We start from the raw sequence: 16,568 nt of genomic DNA on the forward strand, positions 1-16,568 counted from the left end.
ATTACCTCCTATGATGTAATCCTGTACTCGGAATGATTAAGGGATATCCGTCCATGAACGTCACCCTGGCCTCCAGTTCGTAGACCTGACGCAGGAAATCTGCGGTTAACAGCGTGCTCGGCTCACCATCTGCGACGATGCGTCCACGCTTCATGGCAATCATGTAGTCACAATATGCAGCAGCCTGCTGCAGATCATGAAGCACCATGACGATGGTAAGCTTTCGCTTGCGATTCAGGTCTGTCAGCATGTTCATTAAATCCAGCTGATGAGCCATATCCAGATAAGTGGTTGGTTCATCGAGCAGCAGAATATCCGTTTGTTGGGCGAGCGCCATCGCAATACGCGCCTTTTGCTGTTCACCTCCAGATAGAGTATGGATAAGCCGATCCGCGTAAGCCAGAACTCCCGTAGCTGTCATTGCTGCCTGGATAGCTTCTTCGTCCTCATCATTCAGTCGTCTGCTCAGCAGACGCTTATGGGGAGAGCGACCATAGGCTACAAGCTCCTTGACGGTTAGATCGGGGAAGCCCTCGCGGGACTGGGGAAGCATAGCCACCAATGTGGCGAATTGTCTGGGCGATAACGTATCCGCAGGCTGCTCTATGATGTGAATCTGACCCTGCTGTATACGTAGCAGACGAGTAACGGCCTTAAGGAGTGTGGATTTGCCAGAGCCATTCGGCCCAACAATTGCTGTCATTTGTCCCTGTGGGAACAGGGCCTCAATGTCCTTCAGACGGAAGCCGCCACGCTCTACGACAAGCTCCCTAATATCAATGGCCTTCATGTCATGGCTCCTCGCTTCCTTAATAGGATCAAGAAGAATGGGGCACCAAGGCAGGCCAGCAATATTCCTACCGGCAGCTCGATCGGATCGAACCAGGAGCGTGCGATCGTATCCGCGAATACGACCAGCGCTGCTCCACCCAGCATCGAGGCTGGTAGCAGCACACGGTAATCCTCTCCGGCGATCAGCCGAATCATATGCGGTACGACGAGACCTACGAATCCTACCAGCCCAGCGACGCTTACTGCAGCTCCTGCCAGCAGTGAGGCTAGTAGGATAATCAGCACACGCTGCAGCTCTACTCTCTGACCGAGCAGCTTGGCGGCATCGTCTCCGAGAAGCAGCACATTCGCCGGGCGAATAGCAGCCAGAGAGAGCACCAGTCCGATCAGCGCATAGGGAGTAATGAAGCTTAGATGATACCAGCTACGACCGTTCAAGCCACCGGCGAGCCAAGGTAATACGGCTTGGACTCTATCGCTGTAGATGACCATAATGCCGTTGGTAACTGCACCGAGAAGGGCGTTAACCGCAACTCCTGCAAGTACAATCTTCACCGGCGAGGCCCCTTTATCCCAAGCGAGTACATACACTACAACTGAGGTGAGGAAGGCACCAGCGAATGCAGCAACAGGGAGCAGGTACCCCAATTGTGGCAGCATGACCATGCAGATCATGGCCGCCAGCCCACCGCCAGCCGAGACGCCTATAATTCCTGGATCAGCGAGAGCATTCCTCATCACACCTTGGAGCAGTGCACCCGAGGCTGCGAGGCAGGCTCCGACCAGGAGTCCAGTCAGCACACGCGGAATCCGAAGATCCATGATGATGGTGGTGTAGGCCGTGTTGTCTTGGCCTGTGAGCGTCTGCACAATATCCCGCAGAGAGATAGGAACCGAGCCATAGGTAAGGCCATACAGGCATGAAGCGATGAGTAGAACAGGCAATATCAGCATGACGAGGCGTCTGCGTCGATCCCGCTGCTGTACTTGGGGCATCAACGGACATCCCTCAGGATGCTACCGAGCACATCCAGGGCTTCAGTGACCCGGGTGCCCGGGTTCGTACCGAACAAATCCGAAGGCAGGACCTCGACACGACCGGATTGAATGGCACTCATCCGATTCCAGGCCGCATTGACTTGCATTTCTTTTAGAAATCCACTCTTGACGGCCTCTGGATTCCCGTGGGTAATGATCAGCACGAATTCGGGATCTGCTTCAATAATTCGCTCCGTGTTCAGCTGTGCATATTGTGGATAGTTCTCTAGCTGTGGGAAGTCCGCAGCAATGTTAGCTCCACCAGCAAGGCTTAATAGATCCCCGCTTAGTGAATTGGGGAGAGCAGCCATGTAAGTGCCTGGTGCCCCATAGACCATCAGTACACGTGGCTTATTAGCTGGAACCTGCTGGGACAAGGTAGCAAGCTTGCCATTGAGTGTCTCAATCAGCTTGGCAGCTTCAGCCTCCTTGTGCAGCATGCTGCCGAACAGCTCAATCTGTTGCTTGATATCTGCCACCGAGTTAGCACTGGTAAGGACCATTCTGGAACCAAGGCTCTCAACGGTTGCAGTATCCTTGGCATTCAGAGCGGCATTACCCAGTACAACGTCAGGCTTGACGTAAGCGATCTTCTCCAGATCCAGCTCGTGGGTCGTTCCGATCTGCTCGACCTGTTCAGCCGCCTCTGGAACAGGCCCGCCCTCTACTGCAGGTCTACCAACAAGCTGTCCGCCAAGTGCATAGATGACATCCATATCCCCGCTGCTTAGTGCGGCAATTCGCTCAGGAACCTGATTGAATGTAATGGATCGTCCGGCAAAATCAGTAATGCTGTAGGACGCTGCGGTGTTGGAGGAGGGGGAGGGACTGCCAGCACCGGATGCCGATAGGTGGGCATCTCCAGTACCAGTAGCACAGCCTGATAGGGCAAATAGTAGAAACCCAGCACCAAGCAGGCCGTTTATTTTTGTACGCATAAGACAAACACTCCTGTGGTCAATCTGATAATAAAGATTCAAAATGTGAAAATTAAAATTCGTGGAAATTAATAGAAAGAGAAGCAATTTGATTAAATGATAATGAATATCAATATCACTGTCAACAGAATTATGAAATAATCTTAATGAATTTTACAAACCTATTGACAACTTAAAAACGAGTGGGCTAATATCAAGGCGAGTTGTCATGTCATGCCTGTTTTTTACATATATCAAAGAGGTGAGGCCTATAGGTAGCTTGAAAGTGCTATTTTTAAAATGCTGTTAAAAGAATTTGTGTAGTCTTAATTGCACCTAAAACGCACCTAGAGCTTGAGAGCTAAGTAACTGTAAACAGCACTGAAGTCAGGCATGCTGACGCAACAAAGATACACATCAAAAAGCAAAAATTGCCTGTCGAGGGCAATATTTTTTCAGGATTTATTGAGAATGATAATCAATTGCTATTAACTTAAATTTTGATTATCACTCGGTGGACTTTGGTAAGGAGAGACAAGAAATGTTCAAGAAAAAGTGGTTCGGTCCTGTCCTGTGGGCAGCGATTATCGGAGTAGGTCTTACTTGGGGGCCAGGATTGCAGGCTTCAGCGGCAGACAAGGCATTGAAGAATGGAGAATACACGTTGGATTACAACATTCTCAAGGCGGAGAATGACTCGGTATCCATGGCTAACGATTACTTTGAGAAGCCTGCCCGGATCTACGTCAAGGACTCGAAGATTGAGATGGAGATCCAATTGAATCATAGCGAATGGATTACAGATTTCAAGACGGCTCGTGGCAGTAGTTATTCCGATGTGCGTGTAATCAGCAATAACGCGGCCAAGGATACTCGCGTGGTGCGATTCCCGGTGGAGAGTCTTTCGACTCCGCTGAAATCACAGATTCACGTGACGGTACCTTCCGTCGATTATGATCACGATTACACCATTCGCTTTGACTTCAAGCAGGACAGCCTTACCCAAATCAACGCATCACAGACCGCACAGAAATCTTCTTCTGCCTCCGGCACTGCAGCTTCCAAGGATACGAAAGTATCTAAGGACGTCAAGGCTGCTTCTGGATCAGCTCCAGCAGCGTCTGCAAGCACCGAGAGCAAGCAGTCAACGGATACCAAGGTAGTATCTTCCTCGTCACAGGTAGCATCGTCAACAGGTGGCCAAGCTGCTGGAAAAGCATCCGTTGCCGAATCTCAGCAAAGCGGTGCGGTGGCCGCGAACACTGTAAATCAGCCAATAGAGGATAATCCGCATACTGGAGATGAGGTTCCTTATGGCTGGCTGCTTGTAGGCCTTGCTGTATCTGCCCTGTTCCTCGGAAGAACGGTGCTGGCGGCTAAGAAATAAGCTTGACGAACACGAATGGATTCCAACCAAACCCCAATAAAGAGGAGAATGATATCCATGAAAAAAATGATGCTTCCCGTAATGGCTTTGATCCTGTCCCTGTTCACAGTACTTGGTTCTGCTTCAGCAGCAACAACAGCAACAGCAGCAGCCCCGGCTGACGGCAATTATACAGTTCAATTCAAGGTGCTTAAGGATGGTACAGATACGGCTTCCATGATGGATACTTACACCGTGAAACCAGCCCAAATCAAGGTGACTAACGGTCAGGCTTATGCTTACGTGACTTTGAAGAACAGCAGCTGGATTACTAAATTCCAGGTAGAACAAAATGGACAATATGTGAACGCTGAAGTGATCAGCACGAACCCAACAGCGAACACACGTGTTGTGGGATTCCCGGTAGCAGACCTGTCCGCGAAGCTGAATGCATACACTGAGGTGTCTGTACCAGCGATCAACTACAGTGGCCAATATGAAGTGCAGATCAAATTCGACACAGCTACACTGGCTGTTGCGGCCCAATAATAAAGCAAATCTAACAACCTTTGTTTTTTACGAGCACTCCAGCTGTTGCAGCCGCTGCTAGTGGCTGCGACGGATCTGGGGGCCGGTTCATTATGAATATAAACAGCGGACGCGAGCAGATCGCGGCTACATTTGATTAAGGGGAGAACATTACATTGAATAGATTAGTCAAGCAGACTGCCTCTGTATTTTTCGCGCTCTGTCTATTGTTGAGTTCCTTGCAAATACCAGGCTGGGCAACTACAGCTTCGGCTGCCTCGGGTGAAGAGGCGCGTCTTACGGGATCTGCACCAGATTCCAATGGTGAAGTACGTGTGAATGTAGGCTTTGGTGGAGTTACAGACAGTGTATACACCAGCGTATATGGTCATACAGCTCAAATTTCTTATGATGACCAGAAGCTTGAACTGATTACCTCGAAATCCTTGCTGAATGGATTTAGCGTACAGACTGCTCCGCAGGGAACAGGCAAGGTATTGGTACAATCGACGGCGGATTCCCTCGAAGATGGTGGGGCTGTAGTCAATCAAAATGCAGTACAACTGGTGTTCAAGACCAAACCAGCAGCACAGGCTGCGAATACGACAATAGAGCTGGAAGCGGCTTCTGTAACGAATGTTAACGGGGATTCTTTTAGCTTTGCTAACCTGGGTTCCTATGATGTGACGATTCCGGCAGCAGCAGCTTCTGCAGCGATCCCGGACGGGACATATAAGCTAGGCTTCAACATTCTTAAGGATGGCACAGATGATACTTCTGTTATGTATCAATATGTGGATGCAACCAGTGGCAAGCTGGAAGTCATTAATGGCAAGCAGTATGTTTCTTTCGAATTAACGCAAGATCAGGAGATCACAGGCTTTAAGACTGAGATCAACGGACAATTGCAAGATGCAGCAAGAACGTCCGTCGAGGACAATCGGGCCATCGTTCGTTTTGAAGTAGCGGATGTAAATGAGCGACTGAATGGATGGGTCAAAATCTACTGGGATATGACCGCTATTATGGGCTTCCCATTCATTTATGATGAAGAATACAATGTCGACCTGACTTTTGATACAAGCGGTATTGTGATTACTCCTCCTGCAAGTACAACTCCTATCAAGTTCAACGTTCTGAAAGACGGTACGGATGAGACATCGTCCATGAGCAGAAGTGTGGATCTGAACAGTGGTGAGCTGAGTGAAGTGAACGGGAAGAAATACGTATCCCTCAAGCTGCTGAGCAGCAGCATGATTACCTCATTCCAGACGGAGCTGAACGGTACATTCGTGGAGACGGAGAAGGTAAGTGAGGATGCGGCAACGAATACGCGGATCGTTCGCTTTGAAGTAACGGATCTGACGAGCCGTCTGAAAGGAAAAGTATCCGTGAATGCAGGTCCTATGGGCTTGATGGTCCATAATGTGGATCTGGTGTTCCCGGAATACTACCAAGCAGAAGCTCCAACAACTCCAATCAAGTTCAATGTATTGAAGGATGGCACAAACGATGTATCATCCATGAGCAGAAGTGTGGACCTGAACAGTGGCGAGCTGAGCGAAGTGAACGGGAAGAAATACGTCTCCTTCAAGCTACTGAGCAGCAGCATGATTACCTCGTTCCAGACGGAGCTAAACGGTGCATTCGTGGAGACAGAGAAGGTAAGTGAGGATGCGGCGACGAATACGCGGATCGTTCGCTTTGAAGTAACGGATCTGTCGAGCCGTTTGAAGGGGAAAGTATCGGTAAATGCAGGCCCTATGGGCTTGATGGTGCACAATGTGGATTTGGTGTTCACAGACTATCTGAGAGTAGATACTCCAATCAAGTTCAATGTTCTCAAAGATGGAACGGACGAGACATCGTCCATGAGCAGAAGTGTGGATCTGAGCAGTGGTATATTGAGCGAAGTAGGTGGGAAGAAGTACGTCTCCTTCAAGCTGCTGAGCAGCAGTATGATTACTTCGTTCCAGACGGAGCTGAATGGTACATTTGTGGAGACAGAGAAGGTAAGTGAGGATACGGCGACGAATACGCGGATCGTTCGCTTTGAAGTAACGGATCTGACAAGCCGTCTGAAAGGAAAAGTATCCGTGAACGCAGGCCCTATGGGCTTGATGGTGCACAATGTGGATCTGGTGTTCACGGACTATTTCAAAGGCGATACTCCTGTAACTCCTGAGCCTGTTCCTAACCCAGATCCAGAGGTTATTGCCGATGGAACCTATCCGATTGCATTCAATATCCTCAAAGAGGGTACGAATGAATCATCCGTTATGTACACGTATGTAGACCAGAACAGTGGCCAACTGACTGCTGCTAATGGCAAATACCATGTAACGTTCACATTGAAGCAAAGCAAGGAGATTACCAGCTTCAAGACCGCAGTTAACGGCGTACTCACCGATACGGAAGTGGTAAGCCAGGATGCGGGAGCTAACCAACGTACCGTTCGTTTTGAAGTGCCTAATCCAAGTGAGCGCCTAAAAGGCTGGGTGCAGATTGATTGGCCTGCGATCTCGTACCACGAAGCATACAATGTGGATCTGGTATTCTCACTGGATAATGTCCCTGGAACCCCAGTAACACCTGGTAATCCAGAGACACCAGTCACTCCAACACCTGTACCAGGTGGCGGTGGTGGCGTGGCACCTCCTAAGAGTGAGGATGGCGTGTACAGCATCAACTTCAGAGCGTTCTATCCGGATGGTGTGAAGGAATCCCGTATGTCTACGTATCTGGTAAGCCCGGCGACACTTAATATTATGGGCAACCGCAAGACCATCTCGATTACGGTCAAAGAGAGCAGCTACATTCTAGGAATGCAGGTCAAAACGATTGGTGAATATGAAGAAGTGGCTACAGTAAGCGCTGATCCAGGTCAAAATACACGCGTCATTTCCTTTGATGTCAATGATCTGAATCAGCCGATATGGTCCAAGGTTCAGGTAGATATTCCAGAGATCAACTATTCTGGTGATTACGATGTACTGTTGGTATTCTATCCAAGCACGATCAAAGAAGGAGCACCAGACCCATATGTGAGCTCTGGTGAAGTGCCAGCAGTAAGTCTGCTGGAGGATGGAGAATACTCCATTCCACTGGAGGTGAAGGATACTGCAACTGGTCGTCTGTCGTCCGTGCAGGATAGATTCATCAGCCCGGCTGGCTTGATTGTAAGCAACAAGAAAAATGAAGTTCAGTTGACGATTCGTCAAAGTGATACAGTGTCCGATATCGAGATTGATAGCGGTGAGGCTTATAAAAAACCGACGGTAGTCCGTGAAGATGCGAAACAGAATGCTCGTGTCATCAAGTTCGCAGTTATCGATCTGACGAAGCCAATCTTCATGAATGTAAACGTGGCAGGTAATGAGCACAAGCTGCAAATTACCTTCAACATTGGCGACATCGAAAAGGGTCTGCCTAAAGCTTATGTAGAACCAGCACCGCTTCCGGAGCCTGTTCTGGAGGAAGGACAGTATAACGTTGGCTTCAAGCTGTCTGGTCCGGAAGGTGTCGATCAATACTTCGGAGAAGGAGCATCTCTCACAGTTAAGGATGGCAAAGTTCAAGCAAGTGTTACTTTGAACCGTAGCTCATCTGTGAAGGACTTCACTGTGCTGCAAGGCGACAGCTATGTATCACCAGAGGTGAGCGCTAATGACGAGACGCAGGATCAGCGTCAGGTAACGTTCACACCAGATTCATTGGTTCAACCGCTAAAAGCGAAGCTGCACATTGCAGCACCTGCAACTCCTGCTCCGGCTGCTGATCAGGCAGGTGTGACAACAGGATCTGCAAGCTTCGAGCAACCGCTGTTCCTGAGTGCACTATCTGCTCTGACAGAGAATGCTGCAGCAGCTCAAGCACTTGAGCAGCAAGCTGAGATCGTATTGGCTGATGGTGAATATGATTTGGAGCTCACGTTCGATGCGAATAGCATTAAGCGCGTTCCTGTAGCTACAGCTGATACGGCTGGACAGAATGGAACGACTTCCGGGTCCGGTGCTTCTGCAGCCACCACAGATACTTCAACCAACGGAGACAGAACGCCGAATTCCTCTACTGATAAGAATGCTGCGGCTACTACACCGGGTAAAGCTGGTGTGAACGGACAAGAAGGTGCACAGCCTGCCTTTGACCGCAATGCAGATGCGAATCAGGCAGGGACACGGAATGCCTCGATTACGGGCACAGAAGCAACAGGAGTGGCAGGAGCACGTAACTCTGACAACCCTTCAACGGGTGATAACTCTCCTGTAATGCTCTACGCCATGCTGATGGCGGGATCTGCAGCGATGCTGATTCGCTTCCGTCTGCAGCGCAAAAAACAGCAATAAGTAACAAGAAGCACCCATATTACGATAACAGTAATAGCTCTATAACGGTAATCGTTGGATAACAATAGTAGACAGTGCTTGGCATTCACTAAGCCAGTTACAACACATTACCTGATGTAATCACGTATATCAATCTTGGCGGGCTTCCATAGCTCGCCAAGATTTGCTTTAGGATGATGACTGCAGTAAATATATCAATGCTATTGCATAAGGAGAGCATTCATGTTGAGCAAGCAACGATTTAGTAAAATATATGGCCTGTCCGTATTGCTCCTGCTACTCGTTCTGGTTGGCTGTGGGGGCACTCCAACAGCGGGGCAAGTAGACCAGCAGGCAGAGGAGACTGCTTCATCGTCATCTGCACAGGAGCATAGAATCGTATCCACGACCGTTGCTGTCACAGAGATTATGGACGCACTGGAGATCGATCTGGTCGGCGTGCCAACGAGCACCAAGACTTTGCCAGCAAGGTATGATGGGCTAACTCCGATTGGCAACCCTATGAGTCCTGATATGGAGGTAGTGAAATCTCTTCGTCCAACGGAGGTTCTGTCCGTATCGACCTTGCAATACGATCTTCAGCCTACCTTTGAGAAATTCGGTATTAAGGCTGATTTTCTGAATCTGCAAAGTCTGGGGAATATGGAAGAGACTATTACGAGACTTGGACAGACGTATGATCGCGAGGAGCAAGCTACAGCGTTGATATCCCGTTATGAGGAGAAGCGTGCTCAGATTGAGCAGGCGGTTGCTGGAAAAGAAAAGCCGAAGGTTCTCATTCTGCTAGGCGTGCCAGGAAGCTATCTGGTAGCTACGGAGAATTCATTTATCGGAGATCTGGTCAAGCTGGCGGGGGGAGAGAATATCGTTCAGAACGAGAAGGTGGAATATTTGGCCTCCAACACAGAGTATTTGCAGCAGGCGAATCCTGATGTCATTTTGCGTGCCGCGCATGGTATGCCTGATGAGGTCGTCAAGATGTTCAACCAGGAGTTCGCAACCAATGATATCTGGAAGCATTTCAGTGCTGTTCAGAATGGTAGGGTATATGATCTGGAGGAAAGTCTATTCGGAACTACAGCCAATCTGGCCGCTGATCAGGCATTGGATGAGCTGCAGAAGATGCTCTATCCGTAATTGTCGCTGTATTCATGGACATCTATTGCAGTCTAGGATTTTGTAGCTAAGATCTGTATAGTCCTGGGTTTGTATAGTCCAAGACTTGTAGAGTCCAAGATTTGTAGAGTCCAAGATTTGTAGAGTCGAAGTTACATTGCTTGACCCATTCTAAGTAAACATAAGGAAGTATTCTCTCATGAATAAAAAAGTATGGAGCTTTGTCATTGTCATTGCTCTCCTGGGATATATGGTGATTTTGTCTGCAGTGACCGGCAGCCTGAAGGTGAGCTTCGGGGAGTTCCTTCAAGGAATGTGGACAGGGAATAATGAGACTGTCGAGGTCATCAAGGATCTGCGCTTACCACGGATTATCGTAGCGATGTTCGCTGGAGCGGCGCTTGCCGTAGCAGGGGTGCTCCTGCAGGCGGTCATGCGTAATCCACTAGCTGATGCAGGCGTGATCGGGATCTCTGCGGGGGCTAACTTTATCCCCACGATTGTCATTTTTCTACTGCCACAATTGTATTATTACTCGCCTCTGATGGCCTTCGTAGGCGGGGCGCTTGCTTGCTTCCTGGTCTATACCTTATCCTGGAAGTCAGGATTAAGTCCCATTCGCATCGTGCTCGTCGGGATCGCAGTCAATGCTATGTTCACTGGACTGAACGAAGCGTTCATTATCGCCTGCAGCTACATTATGGGCTCGAATATCAATCCGTCGACGACCTCCAACATTACGATGCTGACATGGATGGATGTACAGACGATGGTGACCTATGGCGGCATTGGCCTTGTTTTGTCCCTCCTGCTGGTAACCTGGTGCAATATGCTCTCCCTGCAAGACAAGACAGCCAGCAATCTGGGGCTGCGTGTCACCAGAGCAAGACTTCTCATATCCGCTGTTGCCGTATTGCTGGCGGGTACGGCTACTGCGATTGCTGGCGTCATTTCCTTTGTCGGTCTGTTGATTCCGCATATTGCCCGGCTGCTAGTCGGCTCGGACCACAAGCTGCTGATTCCTTTCTCAGCTCTCTCCGGGGCGCTGCTGATTCTGACAGCAGATACACTTGGCCGGACGTTGGTAGCACCATTGGAGATTCCGGCATCCACGCTGATGGCAGTTATTGGCGGACCATTTTTCATATTCCTGTTGAGAAAGAGTGACCGCATCTATGGAAATTAAAAATGTTACCTTCTCCTATGACCGTAAAATCAATCGCCTGCATAGCATTGAGGCTGAGGTAGAGACGGGTCGGATTACGACGATTATCGGTCCCAACGGGTGTGGCAAGTCCACCCTGCTCGGCGTGATGTCGCGGCATCATGCTCCAAGTAGCGGGGAGGTCGTGCTGGATGGCAAGACGATCAGCACTTATACGCCCAAGGAATTTGCCCGCAAGCTGGCAGTAGTCCACCAACATAATCAGGCGCCCTCTGATCTGACGGTTGAGAAGCTCGTCCAATATGGGCGCATGCCGCATCGTAAATGGCTATCTGCGGATCGGGAGGAAGATGAGCGGGCGGTAGAACGGGCCTTAACGGGTACGAATCTGCTGGAGAAGCGCCAGCAGCGCATTGACGGTCTCTCTGGGGGAGAGCGACAACGAGTATGGATTGCCATGGCACTGGCGCAGGATACCCCGATTCTCTTTCTGGATGAGCCTACTACCTACCTGGATATCTACTATCAGCTGGAGATTCTTGAGCTCGTGAAGCGGCTTAATGAGGAGTTCGCGATTACCATCGTGATGGTGCTGCATGATATCAATCAAGCCATTCGTTATAGTGATCGCATTATCGTCATGAAGGATGGTCGCATCCATAGGACTGGCGTACCACAGGAGATCATTACAGAGCAGCTCATGCAGGAGGTATATGGGGTGGAGGTCAGCATTCGGCATGAGGATGACATTGGTATGCATATCATCCCGACAGGTATTGCGCAAGGAATGATCGAGCATGGATAACGCGCCGAAGCATGGAATAGGTTCAAGCCGGAAAAGGCTGCTGAATCGCTGCATGCTGGTTGTGTGGATAGGTGTCTTTTTGTTCTCGGGTGGCCGACTGCTTCAGATTGCGATGGACGATTATATGAACCGTGAGCTGATGAAGGAGGCTGCGGCGCTGTATCATGGGGAACAGGAACCCAGCATGACGACAGCGGCTTCTGAAGAGAGGGAAGGCAGCGGATGGACGGCTGCTGGCTCTGCTGAAGCAGGCAAGGTACGCCCACAATTCGACCCGCTACTAGCGGTGAATGAGGATGTTGTCGGCTGGGTGACTATAGATGGGACACCTATTGACTATCCGATCGTGCAGGCACAGGACAATGCCTATTATCTGAACCGCAATTACAAGCAGGAGACGACACGGGCGGGAAGCATCTTCATGGATTACCGCAATCGTGTAGGTGGACAGGATCGAAATACGATCATCTACGGACACCGAATGAAGGACGGAAGTATGTTCGGCAGTCTGAAGCATTATTTGGAAGAGTCGTATTTCAAGGAGCATGGGAAGCTCTATTATGATGATCTCTACGCTGGATACGATATTGAGATTTTCGCCGTCTATACCACCACATCTGATGTGAATTATATACGGACCGATTTTGCGACAGATGAGGAATATGGTGCTTTTCTCTCCGAAATGCAGGCCCGTTCGATCTATAACACGGGTGTGGAGGTTACCCCTGAGGATCGTATCATCACGCTCTCTACGTGCGATTATATACTGGACCCCGACTATGGTAGATTGGTGGTGCAGGGCAAGCTTGTACCGCGTACCTCCAAAGCCGGAGTCTAGTACCTTGACCGAATATGATTTCCATTGTGTATGATTGGGAGAACTCGTGGTTAGCGAAAAGCGGGGGCTTAACAGAGTTCGGCAAGATTCCCCGCTTGCAGCGATGCTACACTCACCTTGGATATAATCCAGGTACTGGTAGGAATAGGAGCGAGAAGGTTCCTTATATTTCATAATTCATGTATAAGATAGGGTATAGCGAGATTTTTGGAAGAGAGCATAGCTATATTTCCTATGATGCATGTTTCCTATGATGTGTACTTCTTAGACTGGCCACGATGGCACATTGAAAGGGGAAACGACCCTATGAATACCTTCTTCGGTGAGATCACACCTGCCAAGGCAAAATTTCGATTAATTATGAATCTGGCACTGTTTTTCCTAGTTATAGGAACCATTTTTTACGCTAGAATTACCTATCCTATTGACTCTCAAAGTATGCAGTTTCAGCATTGGGCTGCAGGAATTGTTGGGTTATCATGTGTAGCAAGGTCAGCCTACTATGCAGTGAAGCTGTACAAATATCGACAATTCGCATGAGGCTGAAATGATCTATTGAAGGCTGTAGACTCCGTGAAGGGGTCTTTTTTGTTGCAGACGTTGCAATTTGCTGAATTCAAGCCCTCGATGTGTTATAATACATAGCTAGTATGAGGCTTTCATGCCAAAACGTATAAAGGACGGTAATGCACATATGATCAGTACAAGCGGCGTAACGCTCCGTTATGGCAAGCGCCCACTTTTCGAGGATGTTAATATCAAATTCACGCCTGGCAACTGTTACGGTCTGATTGGGGCCAACGGTGCTGGTAAATCTACGTTTCTGAAGATTCTCTCTGGCGAGATCGAGGCGAATTCCGGCGAGGTGCATATGACACCTGGCGAGCGCCTGGCCGTGCTGAAGCAGAACCATTATGAATATGATGAGTTCCCAGTGCTGGAGACAGTTATTATGGGACATACACGTCTATATGACATTATGAAGGAAAAGGATGCACTCTATGCGAAGGCTGAATTCTCGGAAGAGGATGGCCTGCGTGCAGGGGAGCTGGAAGGCGAATTCGCCGAGCTGAATGGCTGGGATGCGGAGCCAGATGCCGCTGCCTTGCTGATTGGTCTGGGGATTCCTCGCGATCTGCATGATAAGCAAATGTCTGAGCTGAGCGGTAACGAGAAGGTACGTGTCCTGCTCGCACAAGCGCTCTTCGGTCGTCCGAATAATCTGCTGCTTGACGAGCCTACGAACCATTTGGATCTCGAATCTATCCAATGGTTGGAGAATTTCCTGATGGACTATGAAGGTACCGTTATTGTGGTATCTCACGACCGTCACTTCCTGAATAAAGTATGTACGCATATTGCGGATATTGATTTTGGTAAAATCCAGATGTACGTGGGTAACTATGACTTCTGGTACGAATCCAGTCAACTCGCGCTGACATTGGCTCGCGACGCCAACAAGAAGAAGGAAGAGAAGATCAAGGAGCTGCAAGCCTTTATCCAACGCTTCTCGGCGAATGCCTCCAAGTCGAAGCAAGCGACTTCCCGGAAGAAGCAGCTCGACAAGATCACGCTGGACGATATTCGTCCATCGAACCGTAAGTATCCGTTCATTAACTTCAAGCCTGAGCGTGAGGCTGGCAAGCAATTGCTGACCGTAGACCGTCTGAGCAAGACGATCGAAGGCGAGCAGGTACTGAATGATTTCAGCATTGTCGTGAATAAAGGTGATAAGATTGCTTTCGTCGGACCTAATGGCTTGCCGAAGACGACGCTCTTCGAAGTTCTGATGGGTGAGAAGGAAGCAGACGCTGGTGAGTACACCTGGGGTGTGACGACCAGTCAGGCTTATTTCCCGAAGGACAACTCCCAATACTTTGACGAAGTCCAACTGAACCTCGTGGAGTGGCTGCGTCAATATTCCAAGGATCAAGATGAGACCTTCCTGCGTGGCTTCCTGGGACGTATGCTGTTCTCCGGCGAGGAAGCGCTGAAGAAGGCGAGTGTATTGTCTGGTGGCGAGAAGGTGCGTTGTATGCTGGCAAAAATGATGCTTAACGGCGCTAACGTGCTCATCATGGAAGAGCCTACGAACCACTTGGATCTGGAATCCATTACTGCGCTCAATAACGGCTTGATTGATTTCGATGGTACACTGTTATTCACTTCGCATGACCATCAGTTCATTCAGACAATTGCGAACCGCATTGTGGAGATTACACCGAACGGGGTCATCGACCGTGTTATGACGTACGATGAGTACCTGGAGAGCGATGAAGTCAAGCAGCTGCGTGAACGGATGTATCCAGTAGAGGCTAACTAATTAGTGATCTGAATAGTAAGCTTAAGACCTCAAGTTACTCCTACGAGTAGACTTGAGGTCTTTTTTTGATCTATCTTACCGTAGTTGTGCAATATATTACCGATCAATCTCCTCCTGTGCTTAGTTGATGGAATGGCTGTTGCCCTTTTCTGCGTGTGCGTTCAGCTTAAATGAGCATGCAGAAGTAAGGATAGCCAGTAATATAATACTTCCTGCAAATCCACTAATCTGCTCAATACCTGCATATTCAATCACGATCCCGCCACTTGCAGCACCTAGTGCCATACCCATATTCATTAATGCAGTGTTCAGGCTAAGTATGATCTCGGAGGACCGGGGCTGGAGCGTAATGAGATAGTATTGATTCGCTGGTGTCGTAGTCCATGTAGCTGCTCCCCATAGCAAAAGAATCACGAAAATTATGGGTGTGGAGACAGCCGCGAATGTAGATTTAAGCAAGAACAGCGCCGCAGCATGTAATGTCAGACTAATGATGATTGTACGTGCGGGTCCCCAGCGGTCAACTGCATAGCCTCCCAAGCGTGAGCCGATCAGAGCCGCTATTCCGAGGACGAGCAGGGAGGAGCTTATCATTTCCAGTGAAAAGTCCATCAGACTACTTAAGAGGGGAGCGATATATGCGAATACCATAGTGTATCCTAATATCCAGAACACCGTTGTAAGTAGCCCGGTAAGCATGCGTGAATCTCTCAAGAGAAGCCATTGCTCCTGCCATGTGAGCGCTATTGACCCTTCAAGCCTTGAAATGTACTGCTGAAGAAGAGCTGCGTTGACAAGTGCAGCGATGGCAAGGAATAGATAGATGTAGCGCCAATCCATATAGACGGACATCAGTGTTCCGAATGGTACTCCAAGCACCAGTGAGATGGAGAAGCCAGTAATGACAGTGGCGATCGCTCTACCTTGTTGTTGTTTGGGAGCGAGACGCGCTGCATAGCTTGTAGCTACAACCGTATATAATCCGCCACTTGCTGCCATGACAATACGGGACAGCATCAGTACTGCAAAGTTCATGCTGAGGAATGCAAGGATGCTCCCTGCAATAAATGCTATAAGGGAGTAGACAAGTACCTTTTTGCGCTCATAGCGTGCTGTTACCATGACAAGCACAAGGGCGCCAACGGCATAAGAGATAGAGTAAATTGTAATGAGTTGTCCCGCGGCCGCAATAGAGATTTGTAAGTCGCTTGCAATCAGCTCAAGGATCCCCGATACGACAAATTCTGCTGTGCCTGTGATAAAGGCTCCTATCGCTAATAGATATACAGCTAGACGATTCAATGACTTCACTCCTTTTGTAGAAATTGCTGCTA

Annotated in this window: 12 protein-coding genes; 8 read left to right on the top strand and 4 right to left on the bottom strand. The window is 49.1% G+C overall.

The window, feature by feature from the left end:
* Window position 1: 1 nt before the first annotated feature.
* The 3 genes from D328_RS0122415 to D328_RS0122425 are packed head-to-tail and all read right to left on the bottom strand — an operon-like array spanning window position 2 to window position 2,768.
* Complete coding sequence (locus tag D328_RS0122415; RefSeq protein WP_018887294.1) at window positions 2-790, bottom strand: ABC transporter ATP-binding protein; 789 nt, start codon at window positions 788-790, stop codon at window positions 2-4.
* A complete protein-coding gene (locus D328_RS0122420; protein ID WP_018887295.1) occupies window positions 787-1,788 on the bottom strand; it encodes a FecCD family ABC transporter permease in 1,002 nt (333 codons plus the stop codon). The genes D328_RS0122415 and D328_RS0122420 overlap by 4 nt, the downstream gene beginning before the upstream one ends.
* A complete protein-coding gene (locus D328_RS0122425; protein WP_018887296.1) occupies window positions 1,788-2,768 on the bottom strand; it encodes an ABC transporter substrate-binding protein in 981 nt (326 codons plus the stop codon). The genes D328_RS0122420 and D328_RS0122425 overlap by 1 nt, the downstream gene beginning before the upstream one ends.
* Window positions 2,769-3,288: 520 nt before the next feature.
* On the opposite strand from D328_RS0122425, the gene isdC reads away from it, so the two are divergent.
* The 8 genes from isdC (at window position 3,289) to D328_RS0122470 (ending at window position 15,234) form a co-directional block, all read left to right on the top strand.
* On the top strand, window positions 3,289-4,134 hold the full coding sequence (gene isdC / locus D328_RS30855) for a heme uptake protein IsdC (RefSeq protein ID WP_018887297.1): 846 nt from the start codon (window positions 3,289-3,291) through the stop codon (window positions 4,132-4,134).
* Between the two features lie 57 nt (window positions 4,135-4,191).
* Window positions 4,192-4,662, top strand: coding sequence for an NEAT domain-containing protein (locus D328_RS0122435; protein ID WP_018887298.1), 471 nt, complete (start codon window positions 4,192-4,194; stop codon window positions 4,660-4,662).
* Between the two features lie 155 nt (window positions 4,663-4,817).
* A complete protein-coding gene (locus D328_RS0122440) occupies window positions 4,818-8,987 on the top strand; it encodes an NEAT domain-containing protein (protein WP_018887299.1) in 4,170 nt (1,389 codons plus the stop codon).
* Between the two features lie 222 nt (window positions 8,988-9,209).
* Complete coding sequence (gene isdE / locus D328_RS0122445) at window positions 9,210-10,124, top strand: heme ABC transporter substrate-binding protein IsdE (protein WP_018887300.1); 915 nt, start codon at window positions 9,210-9,212, stop codon at window positions 10,122-10,124.
* A 178-nt stretch (window positions 10,125-10,302) separates the two neighbouring features.
* On the top strand, window positions 10,303-11,289 hold the full coding sequence (locus tag D328_RS0122450) for a FecCD family ABC transporter permease (RefSeq protein WP_018887301.1): 987 nt from the start codon (window positions 10,303-10,305) through the stop codon (window positions 11,287-11,289).
* Window positions 11,279-12,073 (top strand): ABC transporter ATP-binding protein, encoded by a 795-nt coding sequence (locus D328_RS0122455; protein ID WP_018887302.1) that lies wholly within the window; start codon window positions 11,279-11,281, stop codon window positions 12,071-12,073. Before D328_RS0122450 ends, D328_RS0122455 begins: the two co-directional genes overlap by 11 nt.
* Window positions 12,074-12,089: 16 nt before the next feature.
* The gene (gene srtB, locus D328_RS0122460; RefSeq protein WP_026281336.1) at window positions 12,090-12,911 is read left to right on the top strand and encodes a class B sortase; all 822 of its coding nucleotides are present in this window, start codon (window positions 12,090-12,092) and stop codon (window positions 12,909-12,911) included.
* Window positions 12,912-13,605: 694 nt separating this feature from the next.
* Complete coding sequence (locus D328_RS0122470; protein ID WP_025677916.1) at window positions 13,606-15,234, top strand: ABC-F family ATP-binding cassette domain-containing protein; 1,629 nt, start codon at window positions 13,606-13,608, stop codon at window positions 15,232-15,234.
* Window positions 15,235-15,354: 120 nt separating this feature from the next.
* On the opposite strand, the gene D328_RS0122475 is transcribed toward D328_RS0122470, so the two are convergent.
* Window positions 15,355-16,536, bottom strand: coding sequence for an MFS transporter (locus D328_RS0122475; RefSeq protein ID WP_018887306.1), 1,182 nt, complete (start codon window positions 16,534-16,536; stop codon window positions 15,355-15,357).
* Window positions 16,537-16,568: the final 32 nt, after the last annotated feature.

It is taken from the genome of Paenibacillus massiliensis 2301065 = DSM 16942 (genome assembly GCF_000377505.1).
GTDB classification, from domain to species: Bacteria; Bacillota; Bacilli; order Paenibacillales; family Paenibacillaceae; genus Paenibacillus; species Paenibacillus massiliensis.